Here is a 17,697-nt window from a genome sequence, read left to right as displayed (position 1 = left end):
TAGAACACTTGTTGCCACTCACGAGCCACCCACCCAGGATGAGCCAACTGCTCAGGTGACCTAGCGGGGCAGCGTCGCGATCGCTGTCTCGGCGACCTGCCGCAACGCGTCGGCGGCCATGCCTGTCTTTCCCATGAAGTCCAGTCCCTGCAGGATCGTCACGATCAGGCGGCCGAGCGCCCGGGGATCGGCGTCCGCGGCGATGTCGCCCTGCCGCTGGGCCGCGGTGACGCATTCGGTGAGCAGGTCCTCGACGCCGCCGTAGCTCTCCCTGGCCCTGGCGACCACCGACTCGTCGCGCAGATTCAGTTCGCTCGTGCTGTTCGCCAGCATGCAGCCGCGCCGGCCCAGCTCGGAGCCGGCGAGCGCCGCGCTGCCTTCGAGGATGGCCACGAGCCTGTCCCAGGCGCGCCCGTCACCTAGCAGGACCGCTCGGACGCCGTCCATCTGCTCGACGCGGTACTCGTCGAGCGCGCGCAGGAACAGCTGGTGCTTGTCACCGAACGCGCCGTAGAGGCTGCCCTTGCCCAGTCCGGTCGCCGACGTGAGCTCGTCCAGTGACGTGGCCGAGTAGCCGCCGTCCCAGAACTGCTCCTTCGCGGCGTCGAGAACCTTCTTCTCGTCGAACTTGCGGGGTCTGGCCATCCGGTCATCCTAACCGAGCTGGACCTTTCGGTCCGGAACTACGGTCAGGGGGCGATCTCCAGGTGGCGGATCTTGTCCCCGGCCACCGCGAACCGGAACTCGAGGTCGACCACGCCGCCCGGGAAGTTGCCTTCGAGCCGGTTGACCAGCAGGTACGTGTCGTCGCCGGTGTGCTCGCTGCTGATCAGCGTGGTCGTGTACTCGTACTTCGACGCGACGCCGTCCTTCCAGCCCCGGATCTCGGCGGTACCGCGGTAGGTGTGGCCCTCGTCGATCACGACGGCGTCCTCGGTGAACAGGCCGACCATCGTTTCGAGGTCCTGGCGCGCGGTGGAGTCGAAGTACCGGGTGACGACTTCGGGGGTGGCGGTCATGGTTCCTCCTTGGCGGCGGGTGCTACAGACGCTACACAGATGACTGTAGCACTGTTGGGTGACCATGCCGCGTTGATCGGTTCACCCGATAGCACCGGATATCGCTCAGCTGGCCGATGCAATGGCATACCGCTGAATGCGAGCGTCTTATGTCGAGCGTCCGAACCGGTCGGCGCCGAGAAAGAGGGCGTGCCCATGCAGGCTTTTACGCTGCCCGATTTTTATATGCCTTATCCGGCGAGGATCAATCCTCACCTGGAGCGCACCCGCGAGCACAGTGCGGCCTGGGCCGACCGGATGGGCATGCTCGAGGCGGCCAAGCCCGGTGGTGGCGTGGTCTGGGATACGGCCGCACTGGCCAAAATGGATTACGCGCTGATGTGCGCGTACACCCATCCGGACTGTGACGGCCCGATGCTGGACCTCATCACCGACTGGTACGTCTGGGTGTTCTTCTTCGACGACCATTTCCTCGAGGAGTTCAAATACTCCCGGGATCTTTCGGGCGCGAAAGCCTATCTCGACCATCTCGAACTGTTTATGACCGAACCCGGTGAAATTCCACCGGAACCCACTAATCCGGCCGAAGAAGGCTTGAAGGACCTGTGGGAACGCACCGTCCCGGCGATGTCGGACGGCTGGCGGAAACGGTTCGTCACCAGTACCCACAATCTGATGGTCGAGTCCATGTGGGAGCTCGACAACATCAGCCGCGGCCGGATCGCGAACCCGATCGAGTACCTCCAGATGCGGCGGCGGGTCGGCGGGGCGCCGTGGTCGGCGAACCTCGTCGAGGTCGCCGTCGGCGCCGAGATCCCGGACAGCATCGCCGGGACCCGGCCGATGGAGGTCCTCTCGGACACCTTCTCCGACGCCGTCCACCTGCGCAACGACCTGTTCTCCTACCAGCGTGAGGTGCAGGAGGAGGGCGAGAACTCGAACGCCGTCCTCGTCTTCGAGACCTTCCTCGGCACCTCGACACAGGAAGCCGCCGAACTGGTCAACGAGATGCTCACCTCCCGGCTGCTGCAGTTCGAGAACACCGCCCTGACCGAGGTCCCCGGCCTGCTGGCCGAGAACGCGGTCCCGCCGCACGAACAGCTCGGCGTCGGCGCGTACGTCAAGGGCCTGCAGGACTGGCAGGCCGGCGGCCACGAGTGGCACGCGCGGTCCAGCCGGTACATGAACGACGGCGCCGCTACCGAAAACACCGGCACCGGCCATCTCGGCGGCCCGTCCGGGCTCGGCACGTCGGCCACGAGGTTCCTGCCGACGCCGGCGAAACTGGCGCTGCGCCAACAGACCCGGCAGCACGCACACGTGCCGTTCCAGCCGGTGGGGCATCTCGAACTCCCAGCCTTCTCCATGCCGTTCCCGATCCGGACCAGCCCGCATATCGACGCCGCGCGGAAGTACGCCGTGGGCTGGGCACGCGAGATGGGCATGTTCGATTCGGTCCCCGGGGTCGAACGCGGCGGAGTATGGGACGAGCGCCGGTTCCTCGGGTTCGACCTCGCGCACTGCGCCGCGATGATCCACGCCGACGCCAGTCCCGAGCAGCTCAACCTCTCCTCGGACTGGCTCGCGTGGGGTACCTACGGCGACGACTACTTCCCGCTGGTGTTCGGCGCGCGCCGGGACCTCGCGGCGGCGAAGATCTGCAACGAGCGGCTTTCGGAGTTCATGCCACTGGACCTCGGCGTTACCCCGGTGCCGATCGGCCCGATCGAGCGTGGCCTGCGGGACCTGTGGCAGCGCACCGCGGCGCCGATGTCGATGGATTCGCGGCGGCAGTTCCGCAAGGCGGTCGAGGACATGACCGCGAGCTGGCTCTGGGAGCTGCTGAACCAGGTGCAGCACCGCGTGCCCGACCCGGTCGACTACATCGAGATGCGGCGCAAGACGTTCGGCTCGGACATGACGATGAGCCTCGCCCGGCTTTCGCATTCCGACGTCGTGCCGCCGGGGATCTACCAGAACCGCGTCCTGCACGAGCTCGACACCGCGGCGCAGGACTACGCGTGCTTCACCAACGACCTGTTCTCGTACCAGAAGGAGATCGAGTACGAGGGTGAAGTCCACAACATCGTGCTGGTCGTGGAGAACTTCCTCGAAGTCGACCGGACGAAGGCCCGTGACATCGTCGCCGCGCTGATGACCGCGCGGATGGAGGAGTTCGAGCACATCGTCGCCACCGATCTCCCGGCGATGTTCGACGACCTCGGCCTCGACGACGACGTGCGGGCGGTGCTCACCCGGCACGCCGAGGATCTGAAGGAATGGATGTCGGGGATCCTCGAGTGGCACCGGAAATGCGTGCGCTACACCGAAGCGGAGCTCAAGCGCAGCCGAGAACCCGAAGTGCCGGCCGGGTTCTCGTTCCTGCCCGCCGGATTGGGGACCTCGGCGGTCCGGATCACGGCGCCTACGGGGAAGGTAAGCGTCCGGTAAGGAAATAGGCGGCCGCGAGCGGGCACACTGACCGGATGCACAAACTGTTGCGCCGCAAGGTCATGTGGGTCGCGCTCGCGGTCGCCGTTGTCGTCGTAGCCGGTGGGCTGGCGGCTTTCCAGCCGTGGAAGGCGTTCACCCGCAGTGCGGTCGACGAAGCGATTCCGGTGGCTTTCACGACTCCTTCGTCCGCGGCTCCTTCGACCTCGGCCCCGGTTTCGAGCGCCAAGAAGCCTGCCGAGCAGCGGGTTCTGGTGGCCGGCGCGTTCGTCAGCCAGGAGCACACGACCGGCGGCACCGCGCGCGTACTCGAACAAGACGGTGCGCGGTTGCTGCGGCTGGAGGGATTCTCCACCTCGGACGGTCCGGATGTGCACGTGTGGCTCACCGACGCGGCAGCCGGTGGCGAGTGGGGCAAGTACGACGACGGTCGCGCGGTGAAACTCGGCAAGCTCAAGGCGACCGACGGGAACCAGAACTACGCGATCCCCGCCGACGCCGGCCTCGACGGACTGCGCAGTGTGGTCATCTGGTGCGACCGCTTCAACGTCGCCTTCGGCTCCGCCGCGTTAACCCTCTAGCGGAGCGTCGGTGTTCGCCGCCGTGGCGTCGTAGTAGGCGTCTGCCGCGTCGCCGTCGACACCCGCGAAGTGTTCGAGCCGCCCGGCCGCGCTGTAGAGCAGCACGACGAGGACGTCTCCGATCGTCTCGACGGGCAGGGTCTGCAAGGTGCGGGTGACGAAGGCGTCGTCACCGGCGGCGGCAGCCGTCAGCACGTCGCGGGCGATGCTCTGGGCCTTGGGACAGTCCGGGTCGTCGGGTGTCGGCTTGAAGTCGACGTCGAGGCGGACGCCGGGCCGGAGCGCGCCGCGCGGGAAACCCTTGAGCAGGATGTCGGTGAGGAGGGCGACCGCGCTGGCCGCGGACCGCTGCTCGGCGGCCAGCGTGGTGGCCGCGCGAATAGAAAACAGCTGGTCACGGCGGTTCAGTGCGGCGATGGCGGCGCGCGTGAGCGCCTGGGCGCCGGTGTCCACCTCGGGTGCCACGACGCTGACCCGCAGGCCCACCACGCTGTGGCGCCGGTCCGTGACGGCGAAGTCGCGGCCGTGGTAGTCCCCGCCACTGTCCGGCGTCATCTGGTTGAGGCTCATGTATCCCGCCCGCCTGCGCTCGTGCGCTCTGATTTCTCACCGTCAGTGTACGACACCTGCCTGATAGTGGTAGCCGGTTGCCCGTTGCAACCCTCATTCGAGCGAAACTTGTCATGGTGAGTTCACCTGTGGCGTTACAGGTGCTAACCGCCGAGGACCGGCACCTGATCGCGGCGCCGCAGCGCGACGGCAGGCTCGGCGCGCACCGCGACGGCGTGGCGATCCCACCGTCCAAAAAGGAGGATCTCGAGGTGGCGATGCTCGCGACCGGCCGGCCGCCGCCGATCTCGGTCGAACCCGAAGCGAGGAAAAGTGCGGGAACGTCGTTGACGGCCGTTCTCCCGTTCGCCGGCGCGGTCCGGAATCCGGGACCGGCATCGTGGCAAATAGCCGATACCGCGGCCGGCAGACTGGACGCTTTCCGGCAGTTCGGTCCCGAAGCCGGGAATCTGCTCGGCGGCGGAGTTTCCGGCCGCCGCCCACAACTGTACCGGCGGTTGCTCGACATTTTCGCCGCGCGGAACCAAGGCGAATTACTGCTTTTCACGCGTCCGGCGGTTACGGTACGGCGGACAAGATCTACCGCGAAGCAGAAAGAGCAGATTATGGCGCAGAAGGTCCTTATCGAGATGGTCGACGACATCGACGGCGAAATCGCCACGCAGACGGTCCCGTTCAGTTTGGACGGAGTCTCCTACGAGATCGACCTTTCGGGCGACAACGCCGCACACCTTCGTGACGAACTCGCGCGTTTCATCGCGGCGGGCCAGCGGACCGGGGGCCGGAAGGTGAGGCTCGCCACCGGTCAGTCGGCGACGTCCTCGGGCGGTGACCGCGAGCGTTCGCGCCAGGTCCGCGAATGGGCCCGCGCCAACGGTTACGCGGTTTCGGAACGCGGCCGTATCTCGTCGGAGATTTCCGAAGCCTTCGAGCAGGCACGCCGTGACGAGGCCGCTCCGAAAGCCGAGCCCGCCAAGGCCAAGCGCGCGACCCGCAAGAAGGCGTCCGCCGGCAAGGGGTGAGCCGTGCGGCCGGTGTGCACGCCGTCAGTCCAGCTTGGACAGTTGGGGCATTGTCTGACAGATCTTGTTCGCGGTATTCGAACAGATCCACCGGACACGCCCTTACCCGGTCGGGCTGACGGCGAAGGCCGAGCCGTGCTCCCGCAAATCGCGCGGATCGAGTAAAATTCTTCCCGGATCCGCTAGGCACTAGCGGTTCGGGTGGTAGCGCGTCCGGATTTCGGCTGGTCCTGAACGTCGCCCCGCCCTGTTATGGCGCAGGAAGGGAAGAGCGGCACTATGACCGTCGGCGTCCGGCAGCTGGGCGATCATCTGGACGATGTGACTTCCGCATTGGAAGTACTGACCTCCATTCTCGAGTGTGACCCCGAGATGGAGGTAATGCTGCAAGCCGTGTGCGATCAGGTCATCCGGGTCATCCCCGGAGCGGACCTGGCCAGCATCACGCTGATCCGGGACGGCGTGCCGCAGACGGTGGCGAGCACGGACCAGCGCGCGGTCGACGTCGACACCGAGCAGTACCGCGTGGGTGACGGTCCTTGCCTGCGTGCCGCCGATATCGGAGAGCCGGTCCGGCTCGATATGGACGCCGCCACCGCGTTGTGGCCACAGTTCGCCGGAGCCGCCCGTTCGCTCGGCGTGGGCAGCTACCTGGCCGCGCCGCTGACCGTCGACAAGGGCCTTTCCGGTTCGGTGAACCTCTTCGGGTTCGGTACGCACGGCTTCCGCAAGGTCGAGACCAAGCTGCTGGAGCTCTACACCACGGTCGTCGTGTTCGGGCTGCGGTCGGTACGCCGGTACAGCACCGACCAGGAGCTCATCGGCCAGCTCCGCCAAGCGATGGCGTCGCGCGCGGTGATCGAGCAGGCCAAAGGCATCCTGATGGCCACGCACAAGATCACCGCCGCCGAGGCGTTCGAGCTGCTGGTCGTGCGGTCCCAACGCGACAACGACAAACTGCACGACGTCGCCGCCCGGTTCGTCGCCGAGGTCTCCGCAGCCGAGTGAGCCGGGCCGTCCGCTACCGCGGTACGTCGATGCCGTAGTCGCGGATCTTCCGGTAGATGGTCGCCCGGGACATGCCGAGCGCGTCCGCGGCACGGGCCTTGTTCCCCTCCGCGTCCAGGAGTGCGCGCACGATCGCGTCGCGTTCCATGGATTCCAGCGGGCTGAGGATGCGCCGCAGCACGGTCCGGCATTCGGGCGGCAGGTCCTCGGGTTCGATCGTCCCGGCGCGCCGCCGCTTCTCGACCTTGCGCAGCACCTGCCGCAACTGGGTGATATTGCCGGGCCACTTGGCGCGCAGCAGCACCTGCAACGCGGCGGGGGAGCAGGTCAGGCGGGTGTCCTGGCCCAGTTTCAGCAGCAGGAACGGGACCAGTTCGCGGACGTCCTCGATGTGGTGGCGCAGCGGGGGGACCGGGACCGAACGCGGGAAGCACGCGAGGACGTCGTCGAGGTGCTGGCTGCCTTCGGTCATCGTCGCGACGACCCAGGGGCCGCCGCCGCTTTCGGCCTGGCGGCTTTGCGCGGTGCTCAACATCGCGGTGACCGTCGGGGCGTGTTCGGCGGGCAGCTTGTCGAGATGCCTGAGCACCACGGTGCCGCGGTCGTCGAGGACCTCCACGAGCCGTTGGAAGACCCCGGCCGGTGAGCTCAGGTCGGCCAGGTCGAGCACGGTGAACGGCGCCGCGGGGTCGGTGCGGTTGTGCACGGCGCGGGCCAGCGCGAGCTTGCCGGTGCCCGTCTCCCCTTCGAGCGCGACCCATTCGCCGTCGCGGTGGTGGTTGCGGGTGTCGTTGCAGGCCCGCAGCCACAGCGCGCCGGTGCCGACGATCCCGGGCAGGAGCGCGTTCTGGGACGGGATCGCCGTGCTCGGCAGTTCGGCTTCACGGGTCAGCTTGACCCGGACGACACCACCCGCCGGCCCGGCTTCGCTGGACACCGGCGTGCAGGACAGCTTCGCCGCCGCGCCGCTCGGGAGGCTCATCGACAGCGTGATCGGGCGGCGCGCGGTCAGGACTTCGGCGGCCTTGGCGAGCATCGCGGCCTGGTCTTCGGGCGTGAGCAGCCGCCTGGCGTGCTCGTTCAGCATCACCAGGCTGTTGTTGACGGCGAACACGATGCCCTGACCACGTCGGCAGGCACGCAGGTATTCGGTGAACAGGCCCAGCTCACGGAGGCCGACCTGGGTGGTGAGCTCGTTCTGGATGTCCTGCACAGTCGCCTTGGCCAGCGTCATCAGCAGCGGCCCGGCGTCCTGGCGCCAGCAGGTCAGGTCCAGCAGCCCCACCACCTGCCCGGAGATCGGGTGCCGGATGGGCACCCCGGCGCAGCCGAGCCGGTCGAGGTTCTCGGCATAGTGCTCGTGTCCGTAGACCGCCGTCGGCTGCCTGCCCTCCAGCGCCGTCCCGATGCCGTTGGTGCCGACGAACTCCTCGGCGTAGCTGAACCCGGGCGCGAGCTTGACCGAGTCGAGCTGCCGCCGCAGCCCGGGGTCGTCAGTGCGCCTGTCCAGTACCAACCCGCTGTCGTTGGTCAGGATGACGCTGACGGCCGAACCGGTCAGCTGCTCCTGTAACCGGGCCAGTACCGGGCCCGCGCTCTGGATGAGCGGGGTCTCCAGGTTCGGGTCCTTCACGTAGGGCGATTCAGCGTGGTCGGCGGCGACGTTCCACGTCCTCGACCGCCACCACGAGGCCAGGATCGGCCCCCGTACCGCGTTCGAGTCGACCGACTCGGCGCTCAAAAAACGCTCGCGTGCCTCGGCGAGTACGCCTAAGGAAGATCCACGCCCGTAAGAATCCGCCAACGATCCACCTCCGGCCCGGGATCCGCTGCGCAAGCTTGAGGGCGTGGCACAGCGCTGTGTCCGCCATTCAGAGTACTCGGCTGGCAAGCCCAGGATTGTCTCACAATGAGACCGCACGGATTCGGTGATCGATGTGTGATTCGAGGCACCAGGACGGCGCCGTGAGAGCTCCATCCGGATGACCCCCGCAAGGGGCCATCCGGGTCACCCGCGAGAAGCGCGAGCGAAGCCGAGCTGCCAACGAGCACGGAGGTATGGCGTGAGCCGACAAAGTCTGAGCAAAGCGCACAAGAAGATCACCGAATTGTCGTGGGATCCGACGTTTGCCACGCCCGCGAAGCGATTCGGCACGGACTACAAGTTCGACAAGGCCCCGAAGAAAGACCCGTTGAAGCAGATCCTCCGGTCCTACTTCCCGATGGAGGAGGAAAAGGACAATCGGGTCTTCGGTGCCATGGACGGTGCCATCCGCGGCAACATGTTCCGTCAGGTACAGGAACGGTGGATGGAGTGGCAGAAGCTGTTCCTGTCCATCATCCCGTTCCCCGAGATCTCGGCGGCCCGCGCGATGCCGCTGGCGATCGACGCGGTGCCGAACCCCGAGGTGCACAACGGCCTCGCGGTGCAGATGATCGACGAGGTCAGGCACTCGACGATCCAGATGAACCTCAAGCGCCTGTACATGAACCACTACATCGACCCGGCCGGCTTCGACATCACGGAGAAGGCGTTCTCCAACAGCTACTGCGGCACCATCGGCCGTCAGTTCGGCGAAGGCTTCATCACCGGCGACGCGATCACCGCGGCCAACATCTACCTGACGGTGGTCGCCGAGACCGCGTTCACCAACACGCTGTTCGTCGCGATGCCTTCCGAGGCCGCGGCCAACGGTGACTACCTGCTGCCGACGGTGTTCCACTCGGTCCAGTCCGACGAGTCGCGCCACATCAGCAACGGTTACTCCATCCTGCTGATGGCGCTCGCCGACGAGGACAACCGCGTGCTGCTGGAACGCGACCTGCGGTACGCGTGGTGGAACAACCACTGCGTGGTCGACGCCGCGATCGGCACGTTCATCGAGTACGGCACGAAGGACCGCCGGAAGGACCGCGACAGCTACGCCGAAATGTGGCGCCGGTGGATCTACGACGACTATTACCGCTCGTACCTCATCCCGCTGGAGAAGTACGGCTTGAAGATTCCCCACGACCTGGTCGAGAAGGCCTGGGACCGGATCATCAACGGCTTCTACGTCCACCGCGTGGCGCAGTTCTTCGCCACCGGCTGGCCGGTCAACTACTGGCGCATCGACCCGATGACCGACAAGGACTTCGAGTGGTTCGAGTCCAAGTACCCGGGCTGGTACAACCAGTTCGGCAAGTGGTGGGAGGCCTACAGTCGCCTGCGATACCCGGGCAAGAACAAGCCGATCGCCTTCGAGGACGTCGGCTACGAGTACCCGCACCGCTGCTGGACCTGCATGGTGCCGTGCCTCATCCGTGAGGACCTGGTCGCCGAGAAGGTCGACGGCGAATGGCGCACGTACTGCTCGGAGACCTGCGCGTGGACCGACACCACGGCGTTCCGGCCGACCTACGAAGGCCGCGAGACGCCGAGCATGGGCCGGCTCACCGGAAAGCGTGAGTGGGAGACGCTTTACGACGGGCAGGACCTGGCGGACATCATCAGCGATCTGGGTTACGTGCGGGACGACGGCAACACGCTGATCCCGCAGCCGCACCTCGACCTGGACGACCCGAAGAAGCTGTGGACGCTCGACGACGTCCGCGGGATCCCCTTCGGCAGCCCGAAGATCGCGCTGAACAAGATGTCCGACACCGAACGCGAGGCGCACCTCGCCTCGTACCGGGCGAACAAGAACGTCACGCCGGTGTAGCGCTGGTTCAACCTAAGCCCGGTGGCGGCCGGCCGGTAGATCTCTCAGCCGGTCGCCACCGTTCCACCCGGTTTCCATCTTCGAAATCATCTTGGAGTGGCGTTCATGGGCGAAACCCACAAGGTCCGATTCGAACCGGTCGGTATCGACATCGAGGCCGACGAGGACGAGACGATCCTCGACGCGGCATTCCGGCAGGGCGTCATGCTGATGCACGGATGCAAGGAAGGGCAGTGCTCGGCGTGCAAATCCTTCCTGCTGGAGGGTGACCTCCAGATGGACCGGTACTCCACGTTCGCGCTGGCCGATTACGAGAGCGACGAAGGTTTTGTCCTGCTGTGCCGGGGACACGCCTACAGCGATCTCGAAATCGAACTGGTCAACTACGACGAGGACATGATCCGCTCGGGGCTGCCCGTGGTCACCGCGCAGACCGAAGTCGAGTCGATCGTCGCGTTGACGCACGACATCTCACTGGTCCGGCTGAAGATGACCGACGACTCCGGGCTGCGGTTCCACCCCGGGCAGTACGTGGACATCGCCATCCCGGGCACCGAGGAGCACCGGTCGTTCTCGATGGCCAACATCACCGTGGCCGAAGGTGTTCTCGAATTCATCATCAAGCGGTACCCCGGCGGGAAGTTCTCCAGCCTGCTCGAAGGAACGCTCTCGCCCGGCGACCCGCTTTCGGTCACCGGTCCTTACGGGACGTTCACCCTGCGGGTCAGTTCGGATCGGCGGCTGGTGTTCATCGGCGGTGGCGCCGGGATGTCACCGATCCTGTCGCTGCTCGGGCAGATGGCCGAGAGCGGCAACGAGCGGGAGGCCGTCTACTACTACGGCGCCCGGACCGAGAACGACCTCTTCCATCTCGAGGAGATGGAAGAGCTTTCCCGGCGGCTGCCGAAGTTCCGGTTCGTGCCTTGTCTTTCCGAGTCGTGGCCGGAGGAATGGCCTGCCGACGGCACGGAAGGTGAGACCGGGCTGGTGACCGCGGTCCTCGAGCGGTGCGAGCCCCACCTGACCGACTGCGACGTCTACCTGTGCGGCCCGCCGCCCATGATCGACGCCGCGCTGCCGTTGCTCGAATCCCTGGGCGTGCCCAAGGAGCAGGTCTTCTACGACAAGTTCACCATCACCGCGGCTGCCGAGGAATAGTTCCCGAATTCCCCGGCGCGTATCGAAAAAAGCACACACTGCTTTTTTAGAATGGAAGAGGTGTTATAGCTTCATGGTCAGCGCGGAAAAAGTAAGCCCACAGAGTTTCCCCAAGCCTGAATTCACCGGCGCGGAAGCCGGTCTGCTCGAATTCCCCAGTTCGAAGAGCCGCAGTTACAACTACTTCAAGCCGAAGAAGCTCCGCGCGACCATGTACGAGGATGTCACCCTCGACGTGCAGCCGGACCCGGAACGCCACCTCGCGCAGGGCTGGCTCTACGGCTTCGGTGACGGCCCCGGCGGGTACCCGCACGACTGGACGACGCTCAAGTCGTCGGACTGGCACAAGTTCCTCGACCCCAACGAGGAATGGGAACAGACGATCTACCGCAACAACGCCAACACGGTGCGGCAGATCCAGCTGACCCTGGAGAACGCGAAGGGCGCCGGCGCCTACAAGCACTGGACCCCGAGCTGGATCAAGTTCGTCGAGCACCACGTCGGCGCCTGGATGCACGCCGAGCACGGTCTCGGCATGCACGTGTTCCTCGCCGAGCAGCGGTCGGCCCCGACGAACATGATCAACAACGCGATCGCGGTCAACTGCGTGCACAAGCTGCGGTTCGCCCAGGACCTGGCGCTGTACAACCTCGATCTCTCCGAATCCGAGATCGACTTCAACGGGTCGGTGCACAAGGAGACCTGGCAGTCGGCGCCGGAATGGCAAGGGGTGCGCGAAAACGTCGAGCGCATCACCGCGATCGGTGACTGGGCCGAGTCCCTGTTCGCCGCCAACGTGGTCTACGAATCGCTCGTCGGCGTGCTCTTCCGCAGTCACCTGGTGATGCAGATCGCCGCCCGCAACGGCGACTACGTCACGCCGACGATGATCGGCGCCGGCGAGCACGACTACGACCGGGATCGCCGCTACACCAAGGCGTTGTTCTCCATGCTGACCGCGGACGAGACGCACGCCGAGGCGAACAAGGCCGTTATGCAGGGCTGGCTGGACGTCTGGGTTCCGCAGAGCGTCAAGGCCGCGCGCGAACTGCAGCCGATCTGGTCGCAGCCGCACGAGAAGGTCATCACCTTCGCCGAGTCCTGGGAAGCCGCCGTGGACGGGTTCAAGACTCTGCTGTCCGATCTCCAGCTCTCCGAACCGAAGGGACTCGAACTGTGACCGCCAGCCGCCAGTTTGAAGTCAACCGCACCTCGTCGAACATGTGCGGGGTGACCCTGATGAACAACCAGAACGGGTATGTGGTCGCGGAGGTCATGCGCGGCAAGGAAGGCGTGGAGGTCGTCGAGTACCCGTCGATGATCCGCGTGGACGGCAAGAACAAGGTGATCTTCAACTGGGACGAGATCTCCGAGGCCATCGGCTTCGACTTCACCCAGCCCGACTTCGAAGAGATCATGTCGACCCACTACGGCCGCATGGTCCACCTCGACGACGAGACGGTGTTGTTCGCCAACCCCGAAGACGCCGCCGAATATATCGACTTCGACCTGAAGGTCGTCGACTAAGCACCCCGCTCCACCCGGGAATATGTCGACACTTTCCCCGCCAGGAAAGTGTCGACATCTTCCCGGCGCCCGGAATCGCCGCGACAGCTCGAGAACAGAGGTTGGAAGATGTACAGTAAGGATGGCGAAAACTACTTCATCGTCGACAGCCATGTGCACTTCTGGGACGGCAGCCCGGCCAACCAGTCGAACCGGTACGGCAAGGGTTTCATCGAATGCTTCTACGACTACCACCGCAACCTCAGTCCGTCCGAATGGGTCTGGACGCTCGAGAAGTTCGGTAAGTACTCCGAAGAGACGATGATCCACGACCTGTTCGAAACGGGCTATGTCGACAAGGCGATCTTCCAGCCGACCTATCTTTCCGACTTCTACGTCAACGGGTTCAACACCACCGAAGACGACGGCGCTGTCGCCGAGCGCAACCCGGGCAAGTTCATCGTCAACGGCGCCTTCGACCCGCGCGACGGCGAGGCCGGCCTCGACGGGCTGGAGGAGCTGGCCGCGCGCTGGAACCTCAAGGGCGTCAAGCTCTACACCGCCGAGTGGAAGGGCGACTCCAAGGGCTGGAAGCTGTCCGATCCGTGGGCGTACCGGTACCTGGAGAAGTGCGAAGCACTGGGCATCAAGAACGTCCACGTGCACAAGGGCCCGACCATCTACCCGCTCAACCGCGACGCCTTCGACGTCGCCGATGTCGACGACGCGGCCAGCGCGTTCCCGAACCTGAACTTCATCGTCGAGCACGTCGGCCTGCCCCGGCTGGAGGACTTCTGCTGGATCGCCACGCAGGAGCCGAACGTCTACGGCGGCCTGGCCGTCGCGATGCCGTTCATCCACACCCGGCCGCGGTACTTCGCGCAGATCATCGGCGAACTCCTGTACTGGCTGGACGAAAACCGCATCACCTTCGCCAGCGACTACGCGATCTGGAGCCCGAAGTGGCTCGTCGAGGCCTTTGTGGATTTCCAGATCCCCGAGGACATGCAGTCCGAGTACGGCGTGCTGACTCCGGACATCAAGCGGAAGATCCTCGGCCTCAACGCCGCCAAGCTCTACGACATCGAGGTGCCGGAATCGGCACGGGTCGCCGAAGCGCCCGTCGACAGCGGTGAAGCCATCGGGTCCGCGCCCGAGGTGTTCGCATGACCGCCACCTTTCAGGAAACCCTGGCGATGCGGGCATGGAAGGCACTGGACACGGTCGTCGACCCGGAGCTCGACCAGTCGATCACCGAGCTCGGGTTCGTGGCGGCGCTGAGCGTCACCCCGATCGAATCGGGCGGGCACGAGGTCCACGTCCTGCTCCGGCTGCCGACGTACTTCTGCGCGCCCAACTTCGCCTACCTCATGGTGGCGGACGCGCATGACGCCGTGCTCGCCGTGCACGGGGTCAAAACGGCCAGGGTCGAACTCGCGGACCACTTCGCGTCCGAGGAGATCAACGCCGGGGTCGCGGCGGAAGAGGGCTTCGGCTCGGCGTTTCCGCGGCAGGGGGTCGGAACCGATCGGCACGCGCTCGAGGAGCTCCGGCTCACCTTCCGCCGCAAGGCCCACCTGGCGTGTCTCGAACGGACTTGCCGTCAGCTGGTCCGCGCGGGCTGGCAGATCGACGCCTTGGCCGACACCACGATCGGGGAAGTCCCGGATTCGCCGGAGCGGGAGAGCCTGTTGCGCAGGCGCGCCGAGCTCGGCATCTCGAACGGCCCGGAGGCGCCGCTGTTCGTGGAGAGCACGGGGGAGCGGGTCTCCGCCGAGCAGCTGCCCGCGAAGCTGCGGTTCGCGAAGGCCGTCCGGATCAGCATCGAGGGCAATTCCGGGCTGTGCCGGGGATTGCTCGACACCCGCCTGGAGCGCATGGCCGAGGAGGCACAGGGATGAAAGCGGTCCAGCTGAGCAAGTACGACCGGGAGCCCTCGCTCGTCGACGTGCCCGATCCGCAGGTCACCTCGCCGCTCGACGTCATCGTGAAGGTCGGTGGCGCCGGAGTCTGCCGGACCGATCTGCACATCATCGAAGGGCAGTGGGAACAGAAGTCCGGCGTCACACTGCCGTACACGCTCGGCCACGAGAACGCGGGCTGGGTGCACGAGGTCGGCAGCGCGGTCACCGGCATCTCCGTCGGCGACCCGGTGATCCTGCACCCGCTGGCGACCTGCGGGCTCTGCCGGGCCTGCCGGAGCGGCGACGACGTGCACTGCGCGAACTCGGCGTTCCCCGGGATCGACAGCGACGGAGGTTACGCCGAGCTGACCAAGACCAACGCCCGCGCGGTGGTCAAGCTCGACGCCTCGCTGCAACCGGTCGACGTCGCCGCGCTCGCCGACGCGGGGCTGACGGCGTACCACGCGGTGCGCAAGGCCGCGCTGTTCCTGCGGCCGGGTGACAAGGCCGTGGTCATCGGCGCCGGCGGGCTCGGGCACATCGGTGTCCAGGTCCTGAAAGCGTTGAGCGCGGCGGAAATCATCGTCGTCGACCGGTCTCCGGAGGCGTTGAAACTGGCCGGGGAACTCGGCGCGGAACACCTCATCACCGCGGACGGCGGTCAGGTCGACGCGGTGCTGGAGCTCACCGGCGGCAACGGCGCGGAAGCGGTCATCGACTTCGTCGGTGAGGGCGGCGCGATCGAGGACGGTATCGCGATGCTGCGCCGCGCCGGGAACTACTACGTCATCGGGTACGGCGGGAAGCTCCAGGTGCCGACGATCGACGTCATCTCGACGGAGATCAACTTCATCGGCAACCTCGTCGGCTCCTACAACGACCTCGCCGAGCTCATGGTGCTCGCCGCCCAGGGCAAGGTCACCCTCCACACCAGCACCTACCCGCTCAGCGACTACGCGCGCGCCCTCTCCGATCTTGACGAGGGCAACGTGCGCGGCAGGGCGATTCTCGTTCCGTAGCAACCACATCCGCACTGTGACCTTGAGAGAAAAAGAAGAAACCCGCGACTGTGAAGGTGAATTAAATGGCCAAGGATCTGCGGTTCAACGTCGAGGCGCGACAGCTGCTGGAGGCGGGCGTCAACGCGCTCGCCGACGCGGTGAAAGTGACTTTGGGCCCTAAAGGGCGCAACGCCGTCATCGAAAAGCTGACCGGCGCGCCGACCATCACCAACGACGGCGTCACGATCGCCAAGGAGATCCAGCTGCGCAACCCGTTCGCCAACATGGGTGCCCAGCTGGTCAAGGAAGTCGCCATGAAGACCAACGGCGTGGCGGGCGACGGCACCACCACGGCGACGGTACTGGCGCAGGCGATCGTGCGGGAAGGCCTGCGCGCTGTCGACACCGGCGCCAACCCGATGATGCTGAAGACCGGGATCCAGCAGGCCGTGACCGCGGTGATCGCCACCTTGAAGGAGCGGGCGAAGCAGGTCAACGGACAAGCCGACCTCGCCCATGTCGCCATGCTCTCGGCCAACAACGACACCGAGATCGGGGACGTCATCGCCGAGGCGATGGCCCGCGTCGGCGAGACCGGTGTGGTCACCGTCGAGGAGTCGCCCGCGTTCGGCCTCGACGTCAGCTTCGTCGACGGCGTCGAGTTCGACAACGGCTACATCTCGCCGTACATGGCGCAGGACAAGGACCGGATGGAAACGGTCTTCGAGAACCCGTACATCCTGCTGACCAACGAAAAGATCTCGCGCGTCCAGATGCTGATGCCGGTGTTGGAGCAGGTTCAGCGCACCGGCAGCCCGCTGGTGATCCTCGCCGAGAACGTCGACGGGCCAGCACTCGGCATGCTGGTGGCGAACAACGTCCACAACACCTTCGCCTCGGTCGTGGTGCGGGCACCCGGTTTCGGGCACCGACGGGTGGCGGAGCTCGAAGACCTCGGCGTGTTCACCGCGGGTGACGTCATCACCAACGATTCGGGGCGGACGCTGGATTCCGTGCGGCTGGAGAACCTCGGCCGCTGCCGCCGGATCACCATCACCGAGAACAGCACCACGCTCGTCGGCGGCGCCGGTGAGGACAGGTCGGTGTCGGCGCGGATCGAGCAGATCAAGCGGGAGCTGGAGCGGGCCGAGAACGAGCACGACCAGGACAGCCTGCAGGCCCGTATCGCGCGGCTTTCCGGCAGTGTCGCGGTGATCCACGTCGGCGCGGCGACCGGTGTCGAGCTCAAGGAGAAGCAGCACCGCGTGGAGGACTCGCTGTCCGCGACGCGGGCCGCGATCGAGGACGGCGTCGTCGCCGGTGGTGGCACCGCTCTGGTGCAGGCGGAAGCGTCTGCGCGGGCTCTCGATCTCACGGGTGACGCGGCGATCGGCCGCGACATCGTGTGCCAGTCGCTCGCGGAGCCGTTGCGGTGGATCGCGATCAACGCCGGCTACGACGGCCAGCAAGTACTGGACCGCGTGACGTCGATGGAACTCGGCGAGGGCTTCAACGCCATGACCGGCGAATACGGTGACATGTTCGCCTTCGGGGTGATCGACCCGCTCAAGGTCACCCGGTCCGCGCTGCAGAGCGCCGCGTCCATCGCGGCCCTGCTGCTCACCACCGAAACCCTCGTGGTCGAAGAGGTGATGGGCAACCCCGGCGCGATCATCGCACCCGGCTTCGGCGACCTCGCCGAAGGCATGGTCCGCCCCTCCAACATCTACTGACCACCCCCCAGTTCCCCGTGAAGTCGGCGTAAAGCGCCCCCGA

The 17,697-nt window shown here is 66.2% G+C and carries 16 protein-coding genes; 12 read left to right on the top strand and 4 right to left on the bottom strand.

What is annotated here, in order from left to right:
- Positions 1-60 precede the first annotated feature (60 nt).
- Both VGP60_RS05605 and VGP60_RS05600 read right to left on the bottom strand, forming a co-directional pair.
- A complete protein-coding gene (locus VGP60_RS05605) occupies positions 61-645 on the bottom strand; it encodes a TetR/AcrR family transcriptional regulator (RefSeq protein WP_327546775.1) in 585 nt (194 codons plus the stop codon).
- Between the two features lie 44 nt (positions 646-689).
- Positions 690-1,019, bottom strand: a complete 330-nt coding sequence (locus VGP60_RS05600; protein ID WP_327546774.1) for a nuclear transport factor 2 family protein — start codon at positions 1,017-1,019, stop codon at positions 690-692.
- A 195-nt stretch (positions 1,020-1,214) separates the two neighbouring features.
- Between VGP60_RS05600 and VGP60_RS05595 the strand changes: the two genes are divergently transcribed.
- Positions 1,215-3,470 carry a terpene synthase family protein gene (locus VGP60_RS05595; protein ID WP_327546773.1) on the top strand — a complete coding sequence of 752 codons (2,256 nt, stop codon included), beginning with the start codon at positions 1,215-1,217 and terminating at the stop codon, positions 3,468-3,470.
- A gap of 35 nt (positions 3,471-3,505) precedes the next feature.
- Positions 3,506-4,051 (top strand): DM13 domain-containing protein, encoded by a 546-nt coding sequence (locus VGP60_RS05590; RefSeq protein WP_327546772.1) that lies wholly within the window; start codon positions 3,506-3,508, stop codon positions 4,049-4,051.
- On the opposite strand, the gene VGP60_RS05585 is transcribed toward VGP60_RS05590, so the two are convergent.
- On the bottom strand, positions 4,040-4,621 hold the full coding sequence (locus VGP60_RS05585; protein WP_327546771.1) for a hypothetical protein: 582 nt from the start codon (positions 4,619-4,621) through the stop codon (positions 4,040-4,042). The genes VGP60_RS05590 and VGP60_RS05585 overlap by 12 nt on opposite strands.
- Before the next feature lie 605 nt (positions 4,622-5,226).
- On the opposite strand from VGP60_RS05585, the gene VGP60_RS05580 reads away from it, so the two are divergent.
- A complete protein-coding gene (locus VGP60_RS05580) occupies positions 5,227-5,643 on the top strand; it encodes an Lsr2 family protein (protein WP_327546777.1) in 417 nt (138 codons plus the stop codon).
- A 279-nt stretch (positions 5,644-5,922) separates the two neighbouring features.
- Positions 5,923-6,651 (top strand): GAF and ANTAR domain-containing protein, encoded by a 729-nt coding sequence (locus VGP60_RS05575; protein WP_327546770.1) that lies wholly within the window; start codon positions 5,923-5,925, stop codon positions 6,649-6,651.
- A gap of 13 nt (positions 6,652-6,664) precedes the next feature.
- Here VGP60_RS05575 and VGP60_RS05570 read toward each other — a convergent pair whose 3' ends face one another.
- Positions 6,665-8,392 carry a sigma-54-dependent Fis family transcriptional regulator gene (locus VGP60_RS05570; RefSeq protein WP_327546769.1) on the bottom strand — a complete coding sequence of 576 codons (1,728 nt, stop codon included), beginning with the start codon at positions 8,390-8,392 and terminating at the stop codon, positions 6,665-6,667.
- 322 nt (positions 8,393-8,714) lie between these two features.
- On the opposite strand from VGP60_RS05570, the gene VGP60_RS05565 reads away from it, so the two are divergent.
- The 8 genes from VGP60_RS05565 (at position 8,715) to groL (ending at position 17,654) form a co-directional block, all read left to right on the top strand.
- Positions 8,715-10,352 carry a methane monooxygenase gene (locus tag VGP60_RS05565; RefSeq protein ID WP_327546768.1) on the top strand — a complete coding sequence of 546 codons (1,638 nt, stop codon included), beginning with the start codon at positions 8,715-8,717 and terminating at the stop codon, positions 10,350-10,352.
- A gap of 105 nt (positions 10,353-10,457) precedes the next feature.
- Positions 10,458-11,510, top strand: a complete 1,053-nt coding sequence (locus VGP60_RS05560; RefSeq protein ID WP_327546767.1) for an FAD-binding oxidoreductase — start codon at positions 10,458-10,460, stop codon at positions 11,508-11,510.
- Between the two features lie 73 nt (positions 11,511-11,583).
- Positions 11,584-12,690 carry an aromatic/alkene monooxygenase hydroxylase subunit beta gene (locus VGP60_RS05555; protein ID WP_327546766.1) on the top strand — a complete coding sequence of 369 codons (1,107 nt, stop codon included), beginning with the start codon at positions 11,584-11,586 and terminating at the stop codon, positions 12,688-12,690.
- Positions 12,687-13,037 carry a propane 2-monooxygenase effector subunit MimD gene (gene mimD / locus VGP60_RS05550; RefSeq protein ID WP_349256883.1) on the top strand — a complete coding sequence of 117 codons (351 nt, stop codon included), beginning with the start codon at positions 12,687-12,689 and terminating at the stop codon, positions 13,035-13,037. Before VGP60_RS05555 ends, mimD begins: the two co-directional genes overlap by 4 nt.
- Before the next feature lie 108 nt (positions 13,038-13,145).
- Positions 13,146-14,186 carry an amidohydrolase family protein gene (locus VGP60_RS05545; RefSeq protein WP_327546765.1) on the top strand — a complete coding sequence of 347 codons (1,041 nt, stop codon included), beginning with the start codon at positions 13,146-13,148 and terminating at the stop codon, positions 14,184-14,186.
- Positions 14,183-14,917, top strand: a complete 735-nt coding sequence (locus VGP60_RS05540; RefSeq protein WP_327546764.1) for an iron-sulfur cluster assembly protein — start codon at positions 14,183-14,185, stop codon at positions 14,915-14,917. Before VGP60_RS05545 ends, VGP60_RS05540 begins: the two co-directional genes overlap by 4 nt.
- Complete coding sequence (locus VGP60_RS05535; RefSeq protein ID WP_327546763.1) at positions 14,914-15,939, top strand: NAD(P)-dependent alcohol dehydrogenase; 1,026 nt, start codon at positions 14,914-14,916, stop codon at positions 15,937-15,939. The genes VGP60_RS05540 and VGP60_RS05535 overlap by 4 nt, the downstream gene beginning before the upstream one ends.
- 65 nt (positions 15,940-16,004) lie before the next feature.
- Positions 16,005-17,654, top strand: a complete 1,650-nt coding sequence (gene groL / locus VGP60_RS05530; protein WP_327546762.1) for a chaperonin GroEL — start codon at positions 16,005-16,007, stop codon at positions 17,652-17,654.
- Positions 17,655-17,697 lie beyond the last annotated feature (43 nt).

This window comes from Amycolatopsis sp. (assembly GCF_036008905.1).
Classification (GTDB): Bacteria; Actinomycetota; Actinomycetes; order Mycobacteriales; family Pseudonocardiaceae; genus Amycolatopsis.
This window is presented reverse-complemented; position numbering and strand designations above follow the sequence as displayed.

What these genes read in the sequence shown, in the direction of transcription:
- VGP60_RS05605 (WP_327546775.1), bottom strand. Translation starts at nt 645, where the DNA reads ATGGCCAGACCCCGCAAGTTCGACGAGAAGAAGGTTCTCGACGCCGCG.
- VGP60_RS05600 (WP_327546774.1), bottom strand. Translation starts at nt 1,019, where the DNA reads ATGACCGCCACCCCCGAAGTCGTCACCCGGTACTTCGACTCCACCGCG.
- VGP60_RS05595 (WP_327546773.1), top strand. Translation starts at nt 1,215, where the DNA reads ATGCAGGCTTTTACGCTGCCCGATTTTTATATGCCTTATCCGGCGAGG.
- VGP60_RS05590 (WP_327546772.1), top strand. Translation starts at nt 3,506, where the DNA reads ATGCACAAACTGTTGCGCCGCAAGGTCATGTGGGTCGCGCTCGCGGTC.
- VGP60_RS05585 (WP_327546771.1), bottom strand. Translation starts at nt 4,621, where the DNA reads ATGAGCCTCAACCAGATGACGCCGGACAGTGGCGGGGACTACCACGGC.
- VGP60_RS05580 (WP_327546777.1), top strand. Translation starts at nt 5,227, where the DNA reads ATGGCGCAGAAGGTCCTTATCGAGATGGTCGACGACATCGACGGCGAA.
- VGP60_RS05575 (WP_327546770.1), top strand. Translation starts at nt 5,923, where the DNA reads ATGACCGTCGGCGTCCGGCAGCTGGGCGATCATCTGGACGATGTGACT.
- VGP60_RS05560 (WP_327546767.1), top strand. Translation starts at nt 10,458, where the DNA reads ATGGGCGAAACCCACAAGGTCCGATTCGAACCGGTCGGTATCGACATC.
- VGP60_RS05555 (WP_327546766.1), top strand. Translation starts at nt 11,584, where the DNA reads ATGGTCAGCGCGGAAAAAGTAAGCCCACAGAGTTTCCCCAAGCCTGAA.
- VGP60_RS05545 (WP_327546765.1), top strand. Translation starts at nt 13,146, where the DNA reads ATGTACAGTAAGGATGGCGAAAACTACTTCATCGTCGACAGCCATGTG.
- VGP60_RS05540 (WP_327546764.1), top strand. Translation starts at nt 14,183, where the DNA reads ATGACCGCCACCTTTCAGGAAACCCTGGCGATGCGGGCATGGAAGGCA.
- VGP60_RS05535 (WP_327546763.1), top strand. Translation starts at nt 14,914, where the DNA reads ATGAAAGCGGTCCAGCTGAGCAAGTACGACCGGGAGCCCTCGCTCGTC.
- groL (WP_327546762.1), top strand. Translation starts at nt 16,005, where the DNA reads ATGGCCAAGGATCTGCGGTTCAACGTCGAGGCGCGACAGCTGCTGGAG.